This window comes from Marinobacter excellens LAMA 842, assembly GCF_001574445.1.
GTDB lineage: Bacteria > Pseudomonadota > Gammaproteobacteria > Pseudomonadales > Oleiphilaceae > Marinobacter > Marinobacter shengliensis.
Genome location: NZ_LOCO01000012.1, coordinates 1 through 26230 on the forward strand (window position 1 = coordinate 1; position 26230 = coordinate 26230).

Sequence of the window (26230 nt, forward strand, 5' to 3'; positions counted from 1 at the left end):
GCGTTCCGGTGAATACTTCATAAAAACCTCTGTCTCGCCCCACTTCATTTAGAGAGTCTAACATCGGGTGGGGTTCCAACTACCTTGACAGAGGGGGCCCCGCACAACGGCGTTGATCTGGCCACCCCCGTTGGCACCCCCATTTTCAGTACCGGCGATGGCATTGTGCAGCGCGTAGGTAACCATCCTTTCGCAGGCAAGTACATCGACATCGACCACGGCAACGCTTACAAAACCCGCTACCTGCATCTGCACAGGATTCTGGTCAAGAAAGGACAGTCCATTCAGCGGGGTGAGAGAATTGCGCTGTCTGGCAACACCGGGCGCAGCACCGGCCCTCACCTGCATTTTGAACTGCATGTGAATGGACGGCCGGTGAATCCTCTGAAGGCAGATATACCTACCGCAGCGGACATCCCCAGTGAACACGCCAAAGCGTTCAAAGAGGACGCTTCCTACAAACTCGCTGTTATGGAGCGGGCGGGTAGTCGTTCGAATCTGATGTTGGCGGGTGCTCGGGTTTCGTTTGACTGAACCCGACCATTCAGCACGGGTAACCATCAACCGCTTATAGCCCAGGGATACTAGCTATGCCCGAGAGCCTGGCCTGGTTTCCAGACAACCTCAGCCTGCCGGAGTCGGCCTTACCACTGCTGATCAGCACCACGCTCCTGATCCTTGGTGTGATTGCCCTGAGGGTTGTCATCGCAGGGGTTATCCGGCGCAACGTGGCGTCATCTGAACTGCGTGGTCGGCTCTTGGTCAATTCCCGAAATGCACTGGTGTTACTGTCGGTGTTCGGCCTGGTCTTTATCTGGGGCGAGCAGCTTCGTTCCCTGGCGCTGTCGATCGTCGCCATCGCGGTAGCGTTTGTGGTGGCCACCAAGGAACTGATTCTTTGTGTGTCCGGCTCCATTCTCAAAGGCGGTGCCGGCTCATTCAGCATTGGCGATCGTATTCAGGTAAAGGATTTTCGGGGTGATGTGATCGACCAGACCCTGCTGACCACCACACTGCTGGAAGTTGGGCCCGGCAAGGCCAGCCATCAACGCACCGGGCGCATGATCGTGTTGCCCAATGCGTTGTTTGTATCGGAGCCAGTCACCAATGAGGGCGGCTTAAGGCTGCAACGGCAAGGACCGAAGAGCCTTATCAGTCTCTAATGAACCCTTTCTATTCGAAACACCGACCGAAACGTTAACTAACCCGAAGGCAAACATACGCTGGCAACAACAGGAAAACCACCCTGCCGCTGCCAGCCAAACAGAATCAGGGCTTCGTCTGATACCAAAGCGACTGATAATACTGCAGTAATTGACCACCCGACACTATTGCATGACCAACCTTCTGACGTTCCACGTGACTCAACCATGCGATCGATTTTTTCACATCCCCAATAGCCCACTCCAACTGAGAACGTGTGCTCAAGTCACGTGATAGCGCTGATTGCGCATAGATCAAAGCTTTGTGGACGGGCCAATACTCCAAAACAGAGTAATCAATGGACTCAATGGACTCCATGTAGCTGAATTCCATTTCCGACCTACTCTGTTGACCAGCAACAACCAGAGTTGCTTCAGCCAGTAGGGTTCCCGCTCCAACCGTTCCATCGTATACGGCCAAGTTCACAGCTCCTTCGGCATTCTCTTCGCTTAGCCGTATCTGGGAGGTAATCGCAACATCGGAGGACAGCGCGGTTCGAGACCAATGCGCAGTGTTCGGATCAATCATTTCACCACCTTGAACACTCACAATCTCTAGTTGATCAGACAACGTCTGCAATATGGCCAGATTCTGACCATGTTCTGTGCCGCTGATTGTCCATTCGATGTCGACTATCCCTTCATCGAAGAGTCGGCCAGCCAACGGTGTCGCGTAGTTTGTCACTTCGCTAACCATTGAGCGCGCATGCTCAGGTTCTGCCAGCTCACCTGGGTTAAAGGTAAACATCGCCACGCTACCAGCACCGTACTTGTTGATTACCAGGGCCGGGTTCTTGTGCTCATCATCGTGTTGCCACCACCGACCATCACAGTCGGCATAGTATTTCCAGAGGTGCCAGTGTGGTTTGCACTCCACTTCAAGCTGGCCCACACCGATACCACCCGTCATTATCACTCGCACACCATGACGGCCTTCGTATTCCCATACTCCAGCACTGGTAGCAGGCCCATCATCCAAGTGGATATTTTGGACATGTGGCAACGCGCCGAAAGACCTCGCACCGATAACGTCGTGCCACAATTCAAACAGGTTCGTGTGATTGTTGATCCAAACAAGTCCCGTGCCGGCACCCACAACACCCCGAATTTCAAGTTCCGTGGAATAAGACATCTTCAGTGGGTGCCCCAATGCAGGCTTGAGGCTCCCGATCAAAAGAACGTTAAAACGTTGCGACCTAAGCGCTGTCACAAAGTCAGACTCGTTCCGAACGACTTGGTAATCCGTTCCGTTCTGATCATAAGCACTGCCGATCAGCTCAATGAGATTGTCAAACTCGTTTCCTTTTGCGTGCCAACCCTTGCCTTTACCCTTGCCTGGATGTTCCGGAATCCAGACAAGCACATGTGATCGGGCCGTAATCTTGCCTCGAAGGTCGAGCTGGGTTTTCCCTCGAACAGTGATCGTTAACTGAGTCTTTTCGCTCACGTTCCCTGCTCTATCCGTGGCAGTCAGCGTTAGTCCATGGATACCATCCTCCAAGGGCAACTCCGCAAACCCGAAGGCACCGGTATCGTCCGCGATCGTCGTGTGCACTGCATCGCCAACACTCAGGTCGATGACGCTTTGTGGCTCAGCACTACCCAAGACGGCAACTTTGTTTTCGCTGACAATATCCCCATCGCTGAGGTTAGTAACCTCTGGCTTCTCTGGTGCTACGGTGTCTATCTCGAATACGCGAGTCTCTCTGGTCGAATTCCCTGCCTTATCTGTTGCAATCACAACAAGCGAATACTCACCACTCTTCGAAATTTCGTCGCCACTTCGATACGGCATTTCGTTCAACAGAGTTTCAGCTGAATCCAGGTTGGCGTCAGTCACCGCGATGTTAATGATTACCGGTTCAGCATAAAGCTCGGCATCCGACACCCCCGTTATAGCGATTTCTGGTCGCGTTTTATCGATGACAAACTCGACCGAATCCCGGGCGGAATTACCTGCCGCATCTTCCGCATAAGCAAAAAGACGATATGCTCCCTCCAGATCAACTACAGAGCCGGACAAGAACATCTCGCCATTAAGCTCAACGCGTGTGACGGAGGCGTCATCAAAGAGAACCACAGGAGAAACCCCAGTCGGGTAGTAACCTCCTGGCTCAACACCCTCAATCAGGATACCTGGAACCTGGTTATCGATCGTGAAATCTACCGAAACTGGCACAGAGACGTTGCCAGCCAGATCCGACGCACGAACCGCCACACTATGCGCACCCTCTGACAGTGCCATCAGATCCACATAGTAATTCACCATCGCAGGTGGCAATTCGGTCCAAGCTCCGCCATCCACTTGGGCTTCGACGGATTTCACACCCGACAGATTGTCTTCAACAGAAACTGCAACCTTTGCGGAATAGGCGTTAATAACACTGCCGGATGCTGGGCTGAGAATGGTCACGTTTGGGGCGTCTGCATCGAATAGCCTTACCGCTCTCGTCGCGAGTACCTCAGACTGAAAAACCCCCTCGTGTTGGTAGCCTGCGGTGAGGAGAACACGATACTGCCCCAACGGCAGATCTCCGGTCTGAAAAGTTGCCTGCCCTTCGAACGTCTCTGCTCTCTCAAGCTCAGCGTCGAACCTTTCCGATGAAATCAGGCGACCATCATCAAGCCCGACTATAGACACCACCAATTCAAGATCGGACACGGTACTATTGCCCGCGTTGGAGACCGAAAACTCTGGGGTTATGATACGGCCCACGGGTGCGCCGCTGACGACGTTCAACGTTGCCGGCAATACGGGAGCCCCGGCTTTAATAGAAACCTGGTTTGTCGCTGAGGCGAGAGTTTCACCGGCGATATCTAACAACTCGGACTGTATTGAGAGTTCCCCTGGGGCGATATTAGCCGTGTTCCAGACCATCGATTTAGACTGCACATCCGACGGATTGAGTTCAGAGATGCCGACGCGCTCCTCAAAGAGAGTCTGATCCAGCTCGTTAATGATCCGGACAACCAACTCCAGATCTCTCAACGAACTATTTGCCTCTTCGTTTGCAACAAACGTGGTTACGGCGACGTTCTCATTCGGGCCATAACTGACCTGATTCGACCGTACGGCCAGCACAGGGTTGACCTCAGGCTCAATAGCAAACGCGAATCTCGATTCGGAAAGCACACTGGCGTCCGACCCACTTATCTGAGCGACTAGCGAGTATCCACCCGCAAAAATGGCTCCAGTATTCCAAGCCACAGCCTCATGATTGACACTGCTCGCCAGCAGGGGATAACTCGCCTGACTGAGCAGGCGGTCGACCTCATAACCGCTGTCATCCTCTATCCAGACCGACAGCTTCGCTTCCAGCGCCTGGCTCGGATTGACTATTTCGACAGACCCCATGAGATCTTGACGGCTTCCGTAGGTATCACGGTCAGAGCTCACCCTGACTTTTACGCCACCGTCACTCACGACGTTTACGGATCTAATTGCCGAGTTGTTCGCTTTACCGACTTCTTTTATTACCTGGTCATCATCAACTGTGGTAATCACGTTATACATACCGGCTAAACCGGGAACCTGCCATTGTATCGAGTAGGTGATCGATGCTCCGGCGGCTAGCGGTGGTATGGCTCGGCGGTTCCACAATGATGTTACGTCGCCATCAGGACCTATTACGCTGACACTTGATGTCGAGTCTGGCGCGGCTAATTCCCCAAGGTTGGAGATGCGAACCTCCAGCTCTACACTGCTCCCAGCAATCGGCACGTTCGGATTAATAACCAGCTCAACGGCGAGGTCCGGATTGTCAGCGAGGCGATATATAAGAGTAGCAATTTCGGTGGGCTCGCTCTCATTTCCCGAATCATCCTGGGCGATTGCGAAGAGCTGATTGGCACCGTCTCGGAGTTCGCTTTCAAAGGTTTCGAAGCGGCCGGCGGGTTCCACAATATACGCCGAACTTCTCGTGCCGATACTCAGAACCCCTTGCTCTTCGGACCAAAATATCTTTTCCGGTCTATCGTTATAAAATACTGCGGTATATAACTTCTCTATACTTGAGCTGCTTAAATCATATTCGTAAACGTCATAGGAGGCGCCGATGACTATCCGCTCTTCCTGGGCCCAATAGACTGACCGGGTAGAGCTAATTGTACCCAACGAGAGCGGCGCTTTGGTGCCCGTTCCAAGATCAAAAATAGCTGCGCCGCCACTCCTCTCCAGAAATACGAAGGCATTGCCCTCTGGACTCCACGCAATACTATTGGAATTATAAGCGGCCTCTTCGGCAAGCCATGTCCGCTCTCCCGAGTCCAAATTGAACCGACCAATCTGGCGCCTGTTCGAATCCTGCCAGATCAATTCTGAGCCATCCGGTCTCAGGGTCATTGAGCCTTCGACATAGCCCCAATTTTCCAAGGGTAGAATCCTATCAACATTGAAACTATCAGGATCAACCACCCAAATTCCCGACGGATTGGCGGAGTCGTACGAAGTGACCAGAAGAACCCATTTGTTGCGCGCTGGCGAGATCTCCATCCACTGGACGTGATAGTTGTCATAGCCGGGCAAATCCACAAAAGTTCCGGTTGCTCTCACCGCATCAATCATGAGCAACCGATATCCGATGCCAGATTGATACCCGATCGCCACGGCCATCTCATTATTAATCCAAGCCATGCTCCTCAGTTCAACATTATCGGTCCACGAGGCCTGGTCCTGAAGATCAACAACGGAATAGCCAGAATAGTTGGCGGCGATCATTCTCGTGCCGTCAGGAGAAACAACGCTGCCAGCAACGGCGCTGAAAGGAAAAGAAACCTGAACCGTTTGAGAATTCGCAATCGCCGGGATCGACATATTCCCATCGAAGAAAGCTGCCACCCTCGCGCCAGGTTCGGTGAAACCGATAACAGAAACGGCCTGATCGTCAACTACTCGAACTTGTCCGGCTTTCGCTGGCGAGAGCAGAAGGGGAGGCTCGGGTGCCACAACATCTTGCGGAACCCCTTTGACTGTGTCAGAAGGTAGACTCTCGTTACCATATTCATCAACGACAGTTATGCGGTAGAAATAGTCCTGGCCGTTGGTGAGCCCGTCCTCAAGAATCCCACGACTGGTCGTTTCGGCCACTACAGAGAACACCCCTGAAACCGAATCGGCGCGATTTACCCTGAACACAATAGGATCTGGATTCGCATGCTCCCAAGCCACATTGAGAGCTTCACCCTCAGGGATTGGTGTAATTACCAGGTTCTCAGGCCTGGACTCAACCGAGGCCGCAACGGTCAGTGAAACTTTGTTCGAGGCCGGCGATAGATTGCCAGCTGCATCCTCGACGACGACATGATAGATGTAAACACCATTTTTCAGGCTTCCATCTACATAGCTTGTAGCAGTAGCTCCCCGAATGCCCACGAGCTCTCCATTACGATACACCCGATAGTTCGTCGCATCGGCGGAACTGCTTGGCTCCCAGCGCAAGTCTGCATCGTGCTCGTTGACAATCTCTCCACGCAGATTAACGGGCTCGGGCGGAAGCACATCGCCAACGGCTGTTTCAGCAGGATCCGACGGGTTACTCTCCATTCCCAAGCGGTTGATCGCAGTAACCGTATAGCTCTCAAAACCATTACCTTGATTGGATGCAGTAAAGGAAGTCGATTCAAGCACAGGCTGAAGGTACGCCCTGAACTCCCCAATACGGCATGACCAATCACATTGGTCGGTGAACACCATTCGCAAACGGTCAGTCAGATAAGGCCGCTCAAGCCTGAGGTTTAATTCCCCAATAGAGGGCTCATCACCGTCACCAACGTCTCCCACGCGCTGCCCATCGGCGACCGACAACACGGGCAGCCACGAGCTTCCAGTCCATACCTCAATATTGAAGTCTTTTGGTTGGTAGCTGGCTCCATAACCATTCTCGATTTCAACTCGAGACACAAGAGATGGCTCCGACAAAACAAGGGTCAGGGTGCCATAATCTGTTCCCACCGCACGAGGCCTGAAATAGCTGTACGTATCTCCATCAATAGCTTTGTACGCTGCATAATAGCTCGATGTTGCATCTCCCTCCGCAGATACAATAGATACAAGAGTCTCATCGACCAAAGCACCATCTTGTCTGTAAGGGAGATAACCCAAGATATCGGGTTCAGCGTTCGCATCCCAGGTCAGATTCACCTCACTGTCTTGGGCGGATGCCAGGAGGTTCCGGGGCGCCGCCGGGGCTTCACCTCGAATTAAGGTTAGCGACGCAGCCTTGCTACGGTTGCCGACATCATCGGCTACCCGAACTTCAAGAACGTTTTCGCCCGGTTGAACGGCAACTTCAGACCATGCAAATGCGCCCTCTTCGCTCAGCCGTATCGATTCGCCCGTCTGCGTACCGAGAAGATTCTGGACAGAAAGCTCAGCTGTCCCGGAAACAGTTGACGGGGCGTTTCCGCTTACCATGACACTTGAGGCTGTTGTGGGCGTATAGATTGGCGTCAGGTATGGTGTGTAGACCCAACCGTTGGCGATTTCCGATGCCTCAGACTCATTACCAGCCATATCGACTGCATAAACGACATATTGATACTGCCCGTCATCAACATTCTCATCGGTGAACGTCGTTTCTGATAGAGGCTGCCCGTTGAGGAGACTGGCATTCCCGGATTCATCAGTCCGCTTTACAAAATAACCCGCCAGATCAATGTCCGAGTTTTCTGCCCAAGAGAGCTTCACCTGCGCACCGTCAACAGTGGCCAACAAATCAACCACTTTATCTGGCCGAGTAAGGTCAACCTTGGAGATGGCAACGACCTCAGGGTCTGGATCAATGTTACCGTGTACATCGGTTGCCACAGCGCTGAGTTCGTAATCGCCATAGGGGAACAATGTCGCGTCAACGCTTAAGCTGTAGGGCCCATTGCCGTTGACAGATTGAAGAGCCACCCATTCCGGTGCTCCCGTAGCTCGGTACACGAAATTGACCACAGAAACATCGTTATCAAGAGCATCAGCCAGTATCGTCAGAGTATTTTCAAACTGCTCTGAATTCACCGGGCGCTCGAACTCAACATGAGGCGGCTGCGTTTCAATAGTCACTTCCGCTGGCTCGGAGGATTCGCTCACATTGCCAGCAGCATCGGCGGCGTATACATAGTACTGATAGGTTCCATCCGGCTTCTGCTCATCTAGGTAGCCCGTGTCTCCGAGGAGATAAGGAGACATATCTCCAATTACGGCGAGATCGGCATTCGCGAGACGACCACCGGAGAACAGATAGTAACCTGCGAAGTCGGTTTCACTGTTCGCGTCCCACGACAACTCAACATCGTTGCCGACGGCTGTTGCCACCAGTCCCGTCGGAGCAGCCGGTGCGGTGTTGTCAATTTCCAGCAGAACGCTGGTTGCGTTAACATTTCCAGAGAGATCAGTGGCTGTCAGTCGGAGGATGTACTCATCTCCGTCAGCCATTTCCAGTGTATCCCACTGCGCCAATTCCGAGCTTTGCAGTGACAAAGGAGAGCGTGCAATGGTTTGCCAAGTCTGAGGATCCGAACCAACGCCAACCGCAAGCTCATACTCAGCGAAATCGTCTTCACTGAAGGCTGTACCGCGAACATTAATGAGTCCACTGATTACACTGTTTGATATGGGATTGCTCAGAGCCACAGTGGGTGGCGTCCAGTCTACCCGGATCACCTTTGACTCGGATGGCTCACTCTGATTTCCAGCCAGATCCACAGCGACGATCCGGTACTCATAAGTTCCTTCAGCAGCCAACGGGTCTAAGAACACGGTATCTTCTATAAGATCGGCGTTCTGTCGACGACCACCCCGCTGGACGATATACCCAGCAAGATCAGCATCTCCGACCGGCTCCCACGTGACGTGCACACCTTGTTCTTTCTCGGCTTCAAGAGACACCAGTGTCGGAACTTCAGGAGGCGTCGTGTCAACGACTATGTTTACCAGCTTATCAGTCTCGTGCCCGACCGCATCCACCGCACTCAGACGAACGGAGTAATTGCCATCCTCAGGCAGGTCCGACAAGTAAGCCAGATTTCCTGAAACCACCTCGCGGGTACCTTGCACCAGGTTGGTCCAGGCCGAATCATTCGCAGCATCATGCCCCGAAGCTATCTCGACAACATAACTCTCCAGGCTATCATCCTGAACAGAACCAGAGACGGGTTGAGGACCGGTTACGTAGCCACCTTCGGCCGGCTGGGATAACTGCACCTCAGGCGCCGTATTGTCGACCACAATTGGCACCTCTTTCCTGGTCACCTGGCCTGAGGAGTCTCGTGCTTCAACAACCAGCAAACCCGGACCCTCGGCAAACCCTTCTACGCTCACCTCCGCCAGGGTTTCCGTAGCGGGCAATGAAGACGCTTTGAGAAGCTCAAGTTCCTGAGCGCCATCCTGGCTAAGGAACCATACGGAATACTCGGCAAAATACAGATCCTCGACAACGCCGATCACTTGCAGGGTACCTAATAGATCGCCGGTAACCGCATTCGCCACGGGCGCATCTATTGCCACATGAGGTGGTGTGAAATCAACGATATAAGGGAGCACAACCTCAGATCTATTTCCGGCAAGGTCACGAGCAACCAGCCGCAATCCGTACTCGCCTTCCCCGGAGGTATCTTTTGAGAGCGGCTCAAGCAGCCGATTTACTTCAGGCTCATCACCCATCGCCATCTCCGTCCAGTCGGGAGCGTCGGGGTCATCAGCCTTGTAATAAATGTAGCTATCCAAGTGCAGATCGCTGATGGTCGCCGTAATACTGGCTTGGGCAAAGCCATTTTCTATGCCTCGAATAACCAACTCCGGTGCGAGCGTATCCACGATAACAGTGACGCTCTCAGTCTGCTGCAGGCCCGGAAATTCCCGTGAACGGGCGACAACTTCAAGTTGGTACGTACCGTCAGGCATCACATTGCCTTCAGACTGACCATTCCAGGAAAAACTGTACTCACCGGCATCACTCTCATCGCCCGAAGCCAATGTTGTAATAAGCGCTCCGGTAGGCGACTTCAGGTTCAGATCAATCGTAACAGGCTCCAATGTCCCGACATTAAGCCGGACGTTATCGAGTACCGAATCTCCATTGGGAGAGATATACAAAGAACTGAGGTCCACATAGGACAACAAATTTGTTCGCTCATCGATATTGAGACTATGAACCGTCACAGCCTCATTGCCAGCCCTATCCTTAGCGACCAGCCTGAGGCTGACTTCGCCTTGAAGACCAAAGGTGTTCCAAGTAGCGATCAGACTCTCGAGCACATTAGTCCGCCCATCGGCAATAAAAGCCCAGGTTTCGTCCCCTGCGATCTGATATTCCAGGCGGTAGGAGGTCAAATTTACGTCAGATACGCTGGCAATAATTTCAGTACTGAGTGACACGGGATTACCGGTCTGAGGGTAACCAATAATTGCGACCGGGGGAGTTGAGTCAACCTCAACCAAAAACGCCTCGTTCTCGGTGTTTCCACAGGCATCGCGCACTTCAAGCGCCATGAAATAGTGCCCATCATTGATCACAGTCGAGCCATCGGTTCCGTCCCACTCCAGGGCGAATTCTCCGGCGCCATATTGCAGATCTTGATAGACCGCGAACAACGGTTCCTGAACCGGCGTATATCGACCACTCCTGCTATCAAAAACGGCTTCATGGATCGAGAGTGAGACTGATACGTCTTCATCCAGCGAGAGGTCGATGACTGCCTGGTCAAGATTCCCATCCCCGTTGGGAGAAATGATATTGGTTCGGGAGTTTGCCTTGTAACCCTCAACGGAGGCGTCAAGGTAGAAGCTTTGCGTTACACACTGCTTGTATCCGCCAAAGTCTGTGACAGCAACTTCGAAACTCACATTACGTGTGTCATTCAAGGCGATCAAACCGACGTCGCCCAGTGCCTTAAGGCTACCGGACAAGGTTCGTCGAGCCGGAACCGAGAACGCAGGGTGGCCTGACTCGGCGAAACGGAGAGCTTTATCGCTAGACCCACGCTTTTCCAGCTGCTTCAATAATTCCGGGTCATTGGTGATGATCGGAACATTGAGGTCCATATCAGCAGACGGAGCAAGGGAAAATCCTCCCGGCGATGAAGCCTCCCCAGCGTCAGTTTGGTAGGTCATCTGGTACTCAAATGCAGACCCGCGAACATCAAGAATATCTGCATTGATAAGCGCTCCATTCAACATTTGCCCATTTGGCGTCTCGAAAGCAATTGCGCAGACCTTACCGTCCGGCTCTGGCGCAAGAATTGCTACCTCAGGCGGTGTGTGATCAATAGGCAGCCTGATTCTTTCAGAGATTTCTTCACCGGAATCTTTTACCGCACGGATTCTGACGTCGCGCACGCCCTCCTCAAGTGGGGAGGTGTCCAGAGTGAACGCATAAGACTTACCAAGCTCAGGATTGTTTTTGGTGAACAGTGTTTTGGGGGCATCTGCCCCATCCTCAAACATTTCCCACACAAGCACTCGATACACGCCTGGCGTTCCTGGGCTGTTTTCCGGCTTATATATGCCTGCGGAAAGTTGCAGCTCCCGCGTCGGTTCAACGCCACATTCCTCAACTGGTGCCGGGCTCACTCTGTAATGCACCTCAGTACAACCAAGTGTGGCGGGAAATAACTCACTGACCGCCTCATTTCCAAACTCATCCACGAGCACGTACTCGAACACGTACTCGGTGCAAGGAATTACATCATCAATAAAAAATCCACGGGTGACTTCAAGCGGATTCGTCGGATCAAGGGTTCGGACTTTCTTTTCCGAAATTTTGAGGCTAGTTTTATTGATAAATCTGGGATCGCCTGCGCTTGAAACACGGATGAAGTCATCAACAATTTCAAAAGGAGCTTCCTCTACCTCCGTTTCAATTCGATAGCTTTGATCACCCCAGCCGATAATTTTGTCGATTCTGAAATTCGAAATTTGAGTTAGAATAAGGCCATTCGTTGTTAGAGCCTCGCCATTCTGATCGACCACTTTCACCTTCAGCTCGTAGGTCGATGCCTCGTTCAGCTGTCCGAGATCCACCAGGAAAGTGAACTGATTCTCAGTTCTCTCCCATTTGATAAATACCTTATCCTCAGCGCAATAGGCCCCTAACCCCGGACAAACAAAGGCTCCGAAGTCCCGTATTAGTAGCTCTTTCCATTGGGTATGATCCTGGCCCTGCTCTCGATAAAGAAGGGAGACTGACTCGATTGGAGCCTGCACACTTTCAACTATTCTAAAGCGCGACAAACTGAATTTGACCGTGCTCGGCTCTGAAGAAAACGCGTCATAATTTGCGAACGGAACGTTCGGAAATTTCTGTATAGGATTGACAGACCCAAAGTAGTCATCACGGTGGGGGAGAGCCCTGTTCAGAATAACCCTATCGCGTTTGAGTGAGAGATCGAAGTTTTTAACGGATTGGTTTCCAGCCAAGTCTTCTACAACAATTCGATAGGCAAGATCGAGATTATTCAGGTCATTAATGCGGAGCTGAAGCGAGCCTTCTTTGTCCTTATCGTTGAATTCGCCTTCTTCGACCACCTGCCAATTGCTTCCATCGTGTTCGCGCTCAATTCTGAAGCGATAGTAATTTTCTTCTTCAAAGGAATAATCTGCACTCAGATCAACAGCAACATAAGGCTTACAAAACGGACTTGAACTATCACAGGTTTGGCGCAGCAAATCGTTAACGGGGGCCAGGGTAATGGCTGGTGGCGTTGAGTCGACAACCACAGAGTACTTGTACTTGCCAAGCTCCAGACTATATCGACCGTCGGCCACGACCGAGCCGTAATCATCACGGCCGTCCCAGGTTATCTGCTCCTGGGCGCCTATGAGATCAAAGCTACGACGGATGGTCCGGACGAGTTGCCCTTCCTCGCTGAACACCTGCAACGTCAGATTAACGGGCTGCAGGATACGCATATGGACATTGACGACATCCTGTACACCATCGCCGTTCGGTGAAATATAGCCCGGATCCCGGTAGAGATCGGTCAATGCTGCCTGATCGCCCCATGATGTCCGCTTGATACTGCGCCTGACATTCCCGGCCCGATCCACGCCGGTCAGCCTCACATAGTATGAGCCGGGGCCAGGTGGAACCCACACCGTCATTTCCTGATCAACAACGGGAATCAGGCTATCGGGGCTGACCGATTTCCATTCCCTGTTTTCACCACTGCGCGAGTAATCGAGCTCGTAATGATCGAAGTTCAAGTCAGCGGCCGTGCCTGACAACTGCACACCGCCTGCGGCTCTTGAACGAAGGGCTCGGAGATCAAGTGACAGATTCAACAGCGACTCATAGGCAACATCATCCAGGAACATTCGTCGCCCGGTAGCAGAGATCTCGATGTTGTTTACATTGCCAAATGGCCAATCCGTGAAGATTTCCTCAAATTCGCCGTCGTTCTCAATATCCACTACCACTAGCTGACTTGGCCGAAAGACTCGCCAGTTATTTTTCACCTTGGCTATGATACGGCGTTCACCCGGCGACCACTCCCAGTCCTGAGGGCCGTCATAGAGCCAGAATTGGCTCTGCTCATCCGTAAAATAGCTCATAAGATCGGACCCGATCCCAGGGAGCTCAATCACATCAACAGGCATTTCAGCCGTCCTAGCCAACCTGTACTCGGCATCGCCGCCATCGCAGGCCGCCATTTCCGTTACCGCAATTGGTCGCTTGGTACTGCCCGTTACGGTATTCCAGATGTATATGCCGCTAACAGGCTCATAATTTGAAAAATCGCAAAGTCCAGAACCCAAGGGCTCATCACTCGCCACTTCTGACATCATCGCAGTGGGCACAGAGTATGTTTCGCGACTGATTTCGTAGGCCAGCTCCAGATTGTTGGGATTCCAACGCACATCCGAAATCTGAAACCGTGGGTCACCCGCAAAAAACATCTTACGTTCGATGACGGTGCCCGAGGGATCAAACAATCCAAGCGCAGCCATCCGGCTGTCACCTACCGCAAACATTCGCCCATCCGGAGCCCAAGCCAAAGCAGTGCCTGAGGGTCGGTTATAACCAAACTCCTCAATCAGAGATATCTCAACGGTATCCTCGCCAAAATGAACAAGATCGGCCCCACCGCTTCTCCGGTCGAGCATGGCAAAGAAATGATCACTCGAGGGGGAACGCCGAACCTCACGGACGGAACGATAGTCCTCCAGAATGGCCAGACGTTCGGTTACCCCGGTGCCGTCGACTTTGACCCGGCCAAGCTCCAGGCGATTATCAAATCGCTTGAAGTAGTAAAGCCAAACCCCGTCGTGGGAGTAAAACGTCTGATTCCAACTGGCAGAGAATGTCCCACCACCGTAATCGACCGATAAATCTTCCTCAGAGAGAAGATGGCGCAGTTGCCCGCCCTCAACGTTAACGGACCAAACGTCGGAACCGGTAATGAAAGCTATCGTATCGCTCATCGGAGAGACGAGCGGCCCTTGATCCACATATTGGGTAGATGCAAGCTCCGGCACAGAAGCGAAGTCAACCAACGCGGTAAGTTGACCGCCATACACGGTAGAACGATAGATACCCGTCACGTAGCCCTTGGGATCGGAGCTGTCATAGGGCCGCCCCATAAAAAAGGCAAACTCATCGTTATTCGAGTACTCAAAGTTACCCGATGTCCTCAGCAAGTTATCCCCCCTGATTAGCGAAGGCAGATCTGTAATTCGCTCATAAGGGGTATTGGCCGCTTTCAGGAGAGAAGACCGGTTGGTGTCGACATAAACCACGGCATTACCCAGCGTCGCGCCGCTAATATCGATCACGCTCAGCGTGTACTTGTCATCAGTTACGATCCCACCAAACTCATTGCGGCCATCCCATTCGACAGAACCGGATTCAACTGCCTGCAATTCGTCACCTGAATAACGCCGCACTTCCCGACCATTGCTGTTAGCCACGACAATCACAACGTCGCGGGCGGAGTCTAGCCGGAAAGAGAAGCGGGATACGTCTTTAACGCCATCGCCATCCGGCGAGATGTAGCGCTCAGAAACATGGAAATCGTTATTCTGGATGGTAATAGAGCGTTCAGCTTGGTTATTGGAGTAGTCCTTTTCCTGAATAGCCCGATCCTCGTTCACCGTAGCCACCAAAAGAACACTCTCGACGGTATCTCCAAACAGATACTCGAAAGACGCGGACGCACTCCCCCGCCCCTCAATATTCCGGACTATGCGACTGTCGATCAGGCTTCCACCAGCAAGGGGGTTGCCCTCGTAGAGTCTAATAACAACCTCTTCACCCGCCTGGGTGCCTGCATTGTTGATATCCACCTGGATCTCGGCACTTTGCCCCTGTTTGGGAAAGGCCGGATTGACGGTCAAACTGCCTTCGCCCAGGACGAAATCCGGAAGGGCCTGTACGCTGAACCTCTGAAATGCCAGATTGTCTGCCTCATCGAACTCGTCGATGTTATTGTCCGGGTCAACCTGCACGTAAATCAGTTTTTCAGCGGAATCCGGAACCTTGTTCCAGACCACCGACGCAACAACGCGCTCGGCCGCAGCAATCGTTCCGATGGTAGTCGTGCCGATTTCCGAGCCGCCATCTGCAGGGTTACCATTAAAGAATCGAACAACTACCCCATTGACGGTGACTGTGCCGTTGTTTCTGATTTCGGCCGACAGGGTCGCGCCATAGCCTTCCAGCATTGGATTCGGCGACACCGTGATATCAGAGAACCGCACACCGACATTGGTGCCCTCAAGCACCTCGGCATCGAACTGAAAGGCATAACGGTTGTTGGTTTCGTCGGTTTCCGTGACTGTCTGGTCAGGGTCCATTTCCACTATGAGCTGTTTGGGGCCTGCCGTGTCAGCGCGCCAAGTCAGCGTCTGAACCACCGCTTCCGCCGCATCCAGAACAATGTTGTTCGTTCTGAGTATCTGCGCCTGGCCCTCGCTCACCAAGGTGTAACGAACGGTACTGGGGGGGGCAGGAAGCGTCCCCTGATTACGAACCACTACCGTGAACTCCACATCTTCATTAACGACGGCGGTCAGTGGCTGCATCGAAACACTGGTCTCGTCCACGATAAAATCAATGGTGGCCCGCGGAGTTACGCTGGCAGTTCCAGTGTTGTTGGTCTCGTCAGCCTCCGCAATGACATTTTCCGGGTCTGCAACAGCCCGGTATCGGGTCGTACCGGGCACCTCCAGCCGGTCCACAAAGTTCACCACCGAAGTCTGGCGAGGCGGGATAGTAACGATCTTGTCACCAACAGCTACCGGCTCCGCACCATCTTCAATCCTGAAGAGGCGCACCAAAGCCTCATCAGCCTGCTCCGTGCCCGCATTCCGCACTGAAATGCTAACGCTCAAATCCGATGGCAGATAATAGGGAGATGCCGGGGCTACTGACACCGCACCATCATTCAATTCCAGGTCGATGCCTTCAGCAGCCTCACGAACGTCAATGACCAGGCTTGTAAAGTTATCGAGTTCACTCCGTTCAACAACTAAATCATCGGGATCGACCGCAAAGGTAAATGCTCTTTCCCCGGGGCTGTCCATCGAGTCCCAGTAGAAATCAACGGCCACGGCATTCCGGGCTGGAATCGGCGGCACCAGGATATCTTCTGAAATAACACTGGCCGAATCCGCGGAGTCCCCTTTATAAACACGAAGAACGGTTGTTTCAGTGGACTCTCGCCCATCGTTTTCGATAATCACCGTGAACTTGACCCGCTCTCCGTCACGAGGGCTTTTGGGTTCCGCATGCACATCGGAAATCAGCCAGTTGGCGAAATTTGCGGACTGCAAAGCCGATACGGCGAGTGCCGTGCTGTAAACACTGCCATTCCAGTCGCCAGAAATAGACTGCTGACCGGACAAGTAAGCTGCTGCCTGGCCGACGTTTACTTGCTCAAGATATCCGGCACGCAAGAGAGAAAGAATAACGTGAGCAGTCTCATGGACGGTGCCCGCACCAACACCAAAACTCCCATCCGGGAGTTGCTTCGCCTGGAGAAACTCAACAGCCTTCAGAATGGGCTCGCCGCCAACCCCTGCCGCGCGCAAGGCATCCATAGCCAGGGCGGTCACTGTTACCTGACTGGTCGACTTTTCAACGGTTGGCCAGCCACCGTCATTGGCCTGATGCGCCAGCAAGTAATCGACTGCGGCGGTTTTCACCGCTCCACCAAGGTTTGGCGCAATGGACCTCAATACCAAAGCGGTGTCCATCACATCGCTTTCGTAGCCGGCTCTGACCCCCCAGCCACCATCGTCGTTCCGTCGATCAAGCAGGGTATCAAGGTCACCTTGCCTCTCCTGTACGGAGCGACGGACCGCAAGACGGCGTGCCAACGAATCGTTATCAAGTTCGGTCCGGCCACGGAGCCAGGATTCTGCCTCATTGATTCGCTGAAAAGAGGGGTCATAAGTCGTCAAAGTGTCTAGCAGAAGGGCAGTGTCTCTTAGCCGCGTGGCCGGCTGGTCTTCCCAGTAACCCTCACTGGATTGAGCACTCCGCAACCACGCCAGCGCTTCAGGCACACTGGTTGAGCCACTTCTCAGCTCACCGCTTTCCAACACGGCGGATTCACCAACTTCACCAAGCGGCTTGGCCTGAGGGTAGACATTGGCCACGGCACGGCCACCGGTGAGAATCGAAAGACGGGTAACAAAGTTCTCACGAAAACGCTTAAGAGCAAGCAAGGTTGACGAGTCAACCTCTGCTGAGGCGGACTTCAGATAGACAAACGCAAACTTGAATTCCTTTTGCGCCGCGCCCGCAGCCGGGACGCGAGGCCCCTCTGCGGCAATGATATCGTCAACGGTTACTTCTCTGGCTATGCCAGAGATGGAGACACCAGGCTGTGATAATTCCTCCCGGGCCCGATCTGCACTTTCAATATAATAAAAAGGCTCTACCTCATCCGGCTCGTACAGCCCCATGAGATAGAGATCCATCGAACTGAAAAACCGGTTGGCCGAATGTGCCTTGAAGCTTCCATCGCCATGATCATGCCAATCATGACCGTACTGCACGGACGCAGAGGTATGCACCTTGAAGCTCCAGTGCGCATCCTGATGCCCCAGCAGACTATTATTCAGCTCACCTTGTTCATCGATAAACCGAACGAACACCCCCCATCGATGAAAAAACTCGTGAGCCAAAACCAAAAGACCGCGATCATAACTTGGCTTTAGCGAATCCCACTCATAGCGGCTGAACGCAGCCATATCGACATAGCCTTGGAGCTTGCCGTCACTGCCGTAAATGGAAGATAGATCGAACTGAGGCAAACCGATACCCTGCGTATCGTTACGCACGGGGTTATAGAAGGCTGTTGCGTCACCGGTTTCAAATTCAAAGTCGGTAAACACCACAAGAAAGTCGTAGTCATCGGCGTGGGTCCGGTAGAACTCCCGAGCAACGACAGCACGCGCAGCTGCATTGACTTCACCACTGGGGAGTAGCTTGTCGTAATTACCGGAAAACTCAATAATAGATACGTTATCAACATCGTCCACATGGGTCGCCTGATAAGCACCTTGTGGCACATCGAACGGGTCATAAACAACCGTACTATCGCCGAGCGCCTGTGCCGCCCCAACAACGAGCAACAAAGCCAAACAACCTCGAACGAACAGCGTATTCCCGAGCGAAGAAAACACCCAACCCTGGCGGCGACAGCGCATAACAAACTACCCCAAGTTTTTCTGACCAAGCCGCGACGGGCTCAATTCCCTTGATAAACAACAAAAAGACCAGAGCGGCCTTTTCAATCCTTAACGCTCTGAATTTCCCGGGACCGAGAATGTGGCGGGCTCTGGTTCAACTTCACGGATGACCTCCACCCGCGAAGGAGCACCCGACCGGGATACGTGAAGCCAAGTTAGACTAACCATCCCTCTTTCTCCGGAATCCTTGACGAGCAACTTGTCCGAGAGGACTTGCCGAACAACGTAGGGCGTATCGCCTATCGACTCCCCAATGGCGACCACAGACAGCTTTCCCGATGGTTTTTTGATGACGGCCTTGCCATCCCCAGGCGACAACGTCACTACCGACAGATTACCCAACGTATCCGCCAGGACACTTCCGCTTAAGCTTAAAGAGAACAGCACTAACGCAAAGACGAACGATCGACACTTCATCGGCAAAGTTCCTGACTATTAAAGAGGCGTACGAAAGCAAAATAGGAGAGAGCAACCTGACAGGCAGGCATTAGAGAGGGGGCGACAGAGGATTTCATTGACGAAACAACTTCCTTGTACAACTGAGTGACTTCGGAAATGTGCGACGAACCATGTCCAAGGAGAGACATTTCCCACTTCAGATATAAATGGTAGCCATTTTAATTAACTATTGCCAATCTAAAGGTAATGTTTGCGAACGGGTCGACGTATTTTATTTTTACTGCCTCATCATAGAGTTATAAAGAATAGAGCACTCAAGCCTGATCGATTTAGTGAATTCCATCTTAATTAAACATTGTTTTACATTTCAGGCCCACTCCAAGCTTGCCTACTCCAAACCAAGCTGGGCGGACAGCGCGGATAATTTGTAAAGCGCGAGAAGCTAAATTAAACTTTACACAAATTCGTCAATTGGACCCACAGGCATGGCGACTCAGAACTCCGCAGGCAAGCTTAAATATGCCCCCCTGGTACTGACTCTTGCGTCAGTTCAGATCCAGCCTGTTAAGAATATGGAAAAGTACATCCCTGAAATCCAGGATGAGCTGAGGGATGAGTACCCGGAAATCGTCGCACGCAAGATACAAAAGAGAAGTTATAGCGACGACGCCCCTCCAGAGATAACCTATGAGATCGACAGCTGGCAATTAGCGACTGCCAAGCGCGACTGGGTTGTTATTATCGGACGAACCAATATCACCCTGGCGACAAGCGCGAATTACGAGCATTTTTCCAGCTTCGCAGAGAGGTTCAGCAATATACTAGAAAAGGTATCGCGAATCGCCCGCCTAAAGAGCTACCGCAGATTTGGACTACGCCAGATAGACAACATCAGCCCCTTTGGGGAGCACGGTATTGACGAGCTTGTCGACAGCAGATTCCAGCCTCCAAAAGAACTAGACGACTTCACCAGTGACTTCAGCCAAACCGAAGTTCACTACCGGACCGAAATAGGACGACTGGTACTGAGGGCTTTGTATTCCTACCAGGAAAGCGCCATTCCTTCTGTTCCCGAAAACCTTCGTCCTCTTCTCATGAGCCTACTGTCACCTATAGAACAAAAGAAAGTAGAGGAGGTTGTTCTTCTGGACATCGACCATTTTGTTGAATACGGTGAATTGACCGAACTTAATCTTGAAAACATGAAAGAACAGCTTCAGATGCTACACATCGGCGCCAGAGACCTGTTCTTTAACGCCGTTACCCCTGAAGCTCGTAAACTATGGAAAGGTGAAGAAGCATGACGGCTTTCGCAGCAATCGGGCCAGAGGCGGCCCCGGCAAACCTGCATCCGGAGCCCGTCAGGGATCAGTATGAGTATGCTGTCGTCGGCACCCCGCCGGCGCATTATGCAACAATGGATGACAACCCTACTGTTGGCTGGGAAGGGTTCTCAGGAAACCTGACCACCCACGCCCGCATTGTGCCTTTTGAATCAGATACAACCAGGCACAACCGTTTTGTTCGCGACCTCCAAGCCCTGCGTGACCGATTCAGCTTGAGCAAATTACAATTGGCGAAACTGCTGTTTGTTTCCCGCCAGACAATTTATGATTGGGAAAGGAAGATCCCTCGCCAGATTGCGCCAGAGCATGAGCAACGACTTGTCGTTATTACTCAAGCACTTGAGCATTTCGAAGGCGATTCAGCCCATCACTTCGGCAAGCTTCTTAAACAGAAAGCGGATACCACGATTCAGGCCCTCTGGAAGACCCTTACTAACGCCAGCCCCTCGGAAGATGAATTAAAAGCTGATGTGAAAACAGTCGCTCGCAAAGTAAAAATGGCCGCAAGAGCAAAGCGCCTGCGTGAAAATACCCAGGCCTCCAGCCAGCACCACGAAATTGATCCTCTTCGTGATGCGTAGAGGTTTCCCCCAGCGCCATGGACATAAGAGCAGCCATTAAAGAGAAGGGGTGGACCCAAGGGGCCTGTTTCACTACCAGAGACCTACCTGATCCAGCCGTGCTTCCGGCTCGTTATCAAGCCGACGAATTCGTTTTTATTGTGGTGACCCACGCTTGCACCGTTGTCCATGAAAACTTTGACGAAGAGCCTCACCTGGAAGTCCTTGCCGCACGCATTATAGATAAACCCATCGGCACAGATACCAACCTCAAAAACACCCGGCGCCTATCAACTTCTCTTGTCGCCTCAGAAGCGGAAACCCCGATACACCTCTTTGCCCGAGACCGGTTTTTCCTCCCGAGAAAGCTGCTGCTTGAGTTTGAAAGCAATCCTGAATTTCACATAACGACTCAGCAATTAACCATCATTAAAAATTGGCTGGTGCTTCGCTTTACAAATCTCGCGCTCCCCGACTCGTTCAACGAACGTTTAGAGGGACGCCCCATGGAAAAACTCCGGAAACTCCTCAGCAGAAATCCTGGCTACCTATGTGAAAATCTATATCTGAAGCTTAACTATTGGGATGAACTGGACGAGCATTCGGATTACAGCCTGGCCGTGTTAATCGTCTACGCTGAAGTGGCCTATGACGAGCAAGAAGAAGAAATAGAAACCTGCGCCGAGCGCGTGAATGAGATTTTGGACAACATACCAGGCATCCATCTTGAATCATGTGACGTCATCACCGATGACATGGTCACACTTCAAATGCTGCGTATGGGCTGGAAACGATGGAGCGTGTTTGACCAGGTATCCGTTAAAAAGGAAACTCCCGCCAAATTCGAGCCTTGAATGGCGGTTCAGAGCCACACTGCCCGCAGAGAACAGCGGGAATACTGTGGCCAACTGCCGAAAAACCAGGCAACTTTTAAGCAAAGAGACCGTTTTTCCCAACCCTAATGCCTTCCGGACAGCGGACGGGAAAATCGGAGTTATCAGCCACAAACCATCCAGAAGCACCGCTATGAAATCCACGTGCTGCGGCGCAAGATCAAAAACCGCCCCGCCTATGACGTACCGTAAGGCAAGTACTGGGGCATCGACCTGACTCAGGTCGCCGATACGCAAAAGCACCTTCACACCGTATTCGGTGTCTGCGAACACCATTCCCGGTTGGCGGTTACCCTGAAACGGCTGCCCAACAAAGCGTCCATCACCCTGCTTCGCTGTCTGCTGGATGCCATCGAACAGTTTGGCAAGCCGCAGATTATTCGCACCGACAACGAAGCCGTCTTCACCAGCCGGTTGTTCCGGTTCGGGCTGTGGCTGCTGGGCATCCGCCACCAGACGACCGATACCCATTGCCCCTGGCAGAATGGCCGGATCGAGCGATTCTTTGGGACCTTTAAAGTGAAGGTCCGGCAGATCCTGATTGACGATGCCGCGCAACTGGACGAGCAACTGGCGACTTTTCGCTGGTGGTACAACCAGGTTCGTCCGCATCAGAATCTGGGCGGGCGAACCCCTGCCGAAGCCTGGCTGGGAAAGCATCCGCCTCGTGCCCGCCACTGGTATCACGTCTCGCTGTGGAACGGGGTACTCAATGGTTTTTATCCAAGGGAGTAGCACCGCAACACGCTAAAAAAACTGTTAAACCAAAACACACTGTCCGCAGGGAACAGCGGGAATACTGTGACCAACTGCCGAAAAACCGGGCCAAAACACCTGGTCGGGGCAGGAAACAACAAGTTTTTGCTAACGAATCGTTCGTCAGTCGCTCTTTTTTCTGGAAAACCGGTCAACTTTTGAGCAAAAAGACTGGTTTTCCCAGCCCCTAATGCCTTCCGGAAAGCGGAGGAGACACCGCCCGCTCTTCTGCTAGAAAAGTCGGATAAATTCGCCACCTAGTTCAATCCAGCTTCCCTTTTCAGGTCTTCAAATTCTTCCCTGTTGTAATCAACCATAGCAAGAAAAAATTCTTCAAAGTTCGGGTAGTGATCTATCTTAGATCCCGCAAACCAATAAACCAACCCAGCTTTCGAAGCAGTTGGCTTAACCATTAAAAATAAATCCATGTCTATTGACGACGCAGCTATTGGAAACAGGTCATTCCGCTCAATTTGACAATTACTCAATACAACCTCTTCAACAGAATTTAGCATCTCTTGAGCCACGGCCATTTTTTCATTGCCGATCAGATCCTTGGTTCCGAACAAGTCGACTGACTGATAGAAACCGTTCCAACCATTAGCATGGCGTAAGAACCCGGCGTACTGTTCATCCAATGCAAACCCGAGCTGGCTCTCTGCCAGCTCAATTTCTCTAGTGGTTGCAGCAACTTCGGGAAGACAGTGCGGCCAAAGGTCGTGTACATCAAGGTCTGCCAACGCCTGTTTAACATATGCAAGAGTCACAATTTCTTTCTTCCAATCCATTTCCAATTACTCCAAGTCTGGAAGATCTCTAAATATAAACTCTGTCGGCTGATATCCCACTGGATACCTTGTGGATTGTCCACCGAGACTCATATTAACGGCAGGATCAAGGTCTAACCAACTATATGGTTCAGGAGTTCCAGTCCAAGTTGTATCAGGAACATGTCCAGCATGCCCCTGATAAGCTTGACCTGAGCTCTCAGCATTTGCTCTTTCTCGTGCAGCTGCTCTCGATGCCTGTCTGCGCAGACTGCCAGCCGTGGAAACACGGCCCGTTGGAGACAGTGCGCCCGCTTCAAGCGCCTGGTTACACCCATCACAGTACGCTTTCATCTGCTCGATTTGCGCGGCACTTGCTCCTTCTGGCGCCCTGAATTCGACAGGCCCATCACCGTATGGATTATCGCCTCTAGCCAACATCTCTGGAGGCGTCTGCATAGCACCAACATTACGCCCCCCTCCTACATCCGCACCTGAGGCGTGTGATGACTCAGCTGAGATTGAGGGCTGACCACCCATCTTGCTTCCCAGCTTCCTCAATATAAGAGGAGCGGATGCTGCGGAGGTTACTAGCCCAATCCCAGTCGCAGTTTCCTGAGCTTCAACCATGCCTGCGTCAATAAATCGCCCTTGGTCTCTAAAAACCTGGGCCTGGTTTCGCTGCATTTGCATCTGCTGGGTGATACCGTCCAATGTCTCCAATGGATGGGTGACAGCATGTACGGCACCCTGGGCCCCAGTCACGATCTGGTTACGGGCCTCACGCCGCGTCGATGAATCCGTTGGCCGGAGCGCATTCCCGACCGTTACTACGGAATCCACAGTTCCCACTACAACATCTTTAGCTACGTTTGCGGTTCCAATCGCGTTACCAGCGAGTTCTTGTCGTTTTTGGCTGGTATGCTCGCCCACCGGATTGAAGTGCCACCATGCCCACTCAGCGAAACCTTCACCATCACGACGGGGACGCCGCCCATCCGGATCCCAATACACGGTTGGATTCGCATAGGCGTAAAGGTACTTATTCAGCGATGGTGCAATCGTCGTATCACCTTCCCACGGATCCTGACTCAGGAACCGTCCGGTATCCGGATCGTAGTACCTGGCCTTGGCGTAGATCAGATTGGTTTCACGGTCTTCTTCGTGCCCCGTGAAGGCGAAGCGGTTCCAGCTTTCTCCACTCTGGTGGCGCTTATGGCCCCAGGCGTCGTAGCTGTAACGTGCCTGCACACTGCCATCAGGCTTGGTCAGAGTCACCGGGCTGCCCAGGGCGTCGAAGTGGTAGAACTGCAACCCGTTGTCCAGGCTGTTGAGGCTGATCAGGCGGTTGCCGCCGTACTCGAATTTGGCCAGGGTGGCGCCGGTGTCGTCGAACTGGGTCAGCACGCTCTGGTCGTCGTAGCTGTAGCGCTCGATGCCCCGGGCACCGTCTTTTTCGATGCGCATTCCCCGGTAGTCGTACAGGAACTGGCCCAGGGTGGAGCCGCCGGTGGTGACACTCCTGAGGTGGTCCCGCACGTCGTAGACGAAATCGGTTTCTACCGCCGCCTTGGTCTTGCCGGTCTGGTTGCCGTTGGCGTCGAAGTCGTAGCTGACGTTCTGGGCCGGGTCCAGGTTGTCGTCAATGGCGGTCAGTTGGTTGCGGCTGTTGTACCGGTAGGTCTTGTCCGCAATGGTGGTGGCTTCCACGTTCAGGGTGGTTTCGCCGGTGCGGTTGTAAGCGGCATCGTAGCGGTAGAGTACGGTGGTGCCGGTGCCCACCGGCACATCCGGGTAGGTCACCTGGGTCAGCCGGTCCAGGTTGTCGTAGGCGTAAGTGGTGGTTTCCAGGCCACGGCCGTTTTCTTCTTCCTGGCGTTCGCGGTTGCCGTGGGCATCGTACTCATAGCGGTACTCAGACACCTGGGCGCTGTTCTGGCTATGGGTGATGGTTTGGGTGCGGCCCACGTTGTCGTACTGGTAGGCCATCACCGCATTGCCGGGGTATTCCACCTTCCGGCGCAGGCCGGATTTGTCGTAGGTGTAGGTGGTGGCGCCCTGCAGGTTGGTGACGGTGGACACCCGGTTCAGCTTGTCGAAGGTGTAGCGGGTGACGCTCTGGTCCGGGTCGGTCAGCTGGCTGCGGTTGCCGTTATTGTCGTAGGCCGTGGCGACCTGGAGGACTTCCTGGGCCAAGGGGGTGATGGGCGTGAAAGACCGTTGGGTTTCCCGGTTGAGGGTGTCGTAGTCGTAGCTGACAACGCTGCCCCTGGCATCCGTCATGGCCTCAAGATTGCCGTTGCCGTCGTAGGCGTAGGTGGTGGTCTGCTATGGCCACCCATCTTTATATCATCAAATTATTAAAGAGCTCGTCAGCCTGACATCACTTAATTGGATCTACGCTATAGCCGCTACTCTCAACCGCTGAACACACTGTCCGCAGGGAACAGCGGGAATACTTTGGCCAACTGCCGCAAAACCGGGCCAAAACACTTGGTCTGGGCAGAAAACAACGAGTTGTTTGCTAACGAATCGTTCGTCAGTCGCTCTTTTTTCTGGAAAACCGGTCAACTTTTGAGCAAAGAGACTGGTTTTCCCAGCCCTTATGCCTTCCGGACAGCGGACGG

Annotated in this window: 9 protein-coding genes; 6 read left to right on the forward strand and 3 right to left on the reverse strand. The window is 52.8% G+C overall.

The window, feature by feature from the left end:
- Nucleotides 1-84: 84 nt before the first annotated feature.
- Nucleotides 85-534 carry a M23 family metallopeptidase gene (locus J122_RS24795; protein WP_061332435.1) on the forward strand — a complete coding sequence of 150 codons (450 nt, stop codon included), beginning with the start codon at nt 85-87 and terminating at the stop codon, nt 532-534.
- Between the two features lie 56 nt (nt 535-590).
- Entirely contained in the window at nt 591-1163 is a 573-nt protein-coding gene (locus J122_RS11425) for a mechanosensitive ion channel domain-containing protein (protein WP_082780572.1), read from the forward strand.
- Between the two features lie 106 nt (nt 1164-1269).
- On the opposite strand, the gene J122_RS11430 is transcribed toward J122_RS11425, so the two are convergent.
- Nucleotides 1270-18840: a CARDB domain-containing protein gene (locus tag J122_RS11430; protein WP_082780573.1), complete on the reverse strand. Its 17571-nt coding sequence runs from the start codon at nt 18838-18840 to the stop codon at nt 1270-1272.
- 926 nt (nt 18841-19766) lie between these two features.
- On the opposite strand from J122_RS11430, the gene J122_RS11440 reads away from it, so the two are divergent.
- From J122_RS11440 to J122_RS11455, 4 genes are all read left to right on the forward strand, one after another.
- Nucleotides 19767-20585, forward strand: a complete 819-nt coding sequence (locus tag J122_RS11440) for a TIGR04255 family protein (RefSeq protein ID WP_061332438.1) — start codon at nt 19767-19769, stop codon at nt 20583-20585.
- Nucleotides 20582-21208 carry a transcriptional regulator gene (locus tag J122_RS11445; protein ID WP_061332439.1) on the forward strand — a complete coding sequence of 209 codons (627 nt, stop codon included), beginning with the start codon at nt 20582-20584 and terminating at the stop codon, nt 21206-21208. The genes J122_RS11440 and J122_RS11445 overlap by 4 nt, the downstream gene beginning before the upstream one ends.
- Before the next feature lie 17 nt (nt 21209-21225).
- The gene (locus J122_RS11450) at nt 21226-22041 is read left to right on the forward strand and encodes a hypothetical protein (protein ID WP_061332440.1); all 816 of its coding nucleotides are present in this window, start codon (nt 21226-21228) and stop codon (nt 22039-22041) included.
- Between the two features lie 246 nt (nt 22042-22287).
- Complete coding sequence (locus J122_RS11455; RefSeq protein WP_082780574.1) at nt 22288-22815, forward strand: integrase core domain-containing protein; 528 nt, start codon at nt 22288-22290, stop codon at nt 22813-22815.
- Nucleotides 22816-23093: 278 nt separating this feature from the next.
- Here the strand turns inward: J122_RS11455 and J122_RS11460 are convergent, their stop codons facing one another.
- Nucleotides 23094-23624, reverse strand: coding sequence for an SMI1/KNR4 family protein (locus J122_RS11460; protein ID WP_061332442.1), 531 nt, complete (start codon nt 23622-23624; stop codon nt 23094-23096).
- A gap of 6 nt (nt 23625-23630) precedes the next feature.
- Entirely contained in the window at nt 23631-25886 is a 2256-nt protein-coding gene (locus J122_RS11465) for an RHS repeat domain-containing protein (RefSeq protein ID WP_061332443.1), read from the reverse strand.
- Nucleotides 25887-26230 lie beyond the last annotated feature (344 nt).

What these genes read in the sequence shown, in the direction of transcription:
- J122_RS11425 (WP_082780572.1), top strand. Translation starts at nt 591, where the DNA reads ATGCCCGAGAGCCTGGCCTGGTTTCCAGACAACCTCAGCCTGCCGGAG.
- J122_RS11430 (WP_082780573.1), bottom strand. Translation starts at nt 18,840, where the DNA reads ATGCGCTGTCGCCGCCAGGGTTGGGTGTTTTCTTCGCTCGGGAATACG.
- J122_RS11440 (WP_061332438.1), top strand. Translation starts at nt 19,767, where the DNA reads ATGGCGACTCAGAACTCCGCAGGCAAGCTTAAATATGCCCCCCTGGTA.
- J122_RS11445 (WP_061332439.1), top strand. Translation starts at nt 20,582, where the DNA reads ATGACGGCTTTCGCAGCAATCGGGCCAGAGGCGGCCCCGGCAAACCTG.
- J122_RS11450 (WP_061332440.1), top strand. Translation starts at nt 21,226, where the DNA reads ATGGACATAAGAGCAGCCATTAAAGAGAAGGGGTGGACCCAAGGGGCC.
- J122_RS11460 (WP_061332442.1), bottom strand. Translation starts at nt 23,624, where the DNA reads ATGGATTGGAAGAAAGAAATTGTGACTCTTGCATATGTTAAACAGGCG.
- J122_RS11465 (WP_061332443.1), bottom strand. Translation starts at nt 25,886, where the DNA reads ATGACGGATGCCAGGGGCAGCGTTGTCAGCTACGACTACGACACCCTC.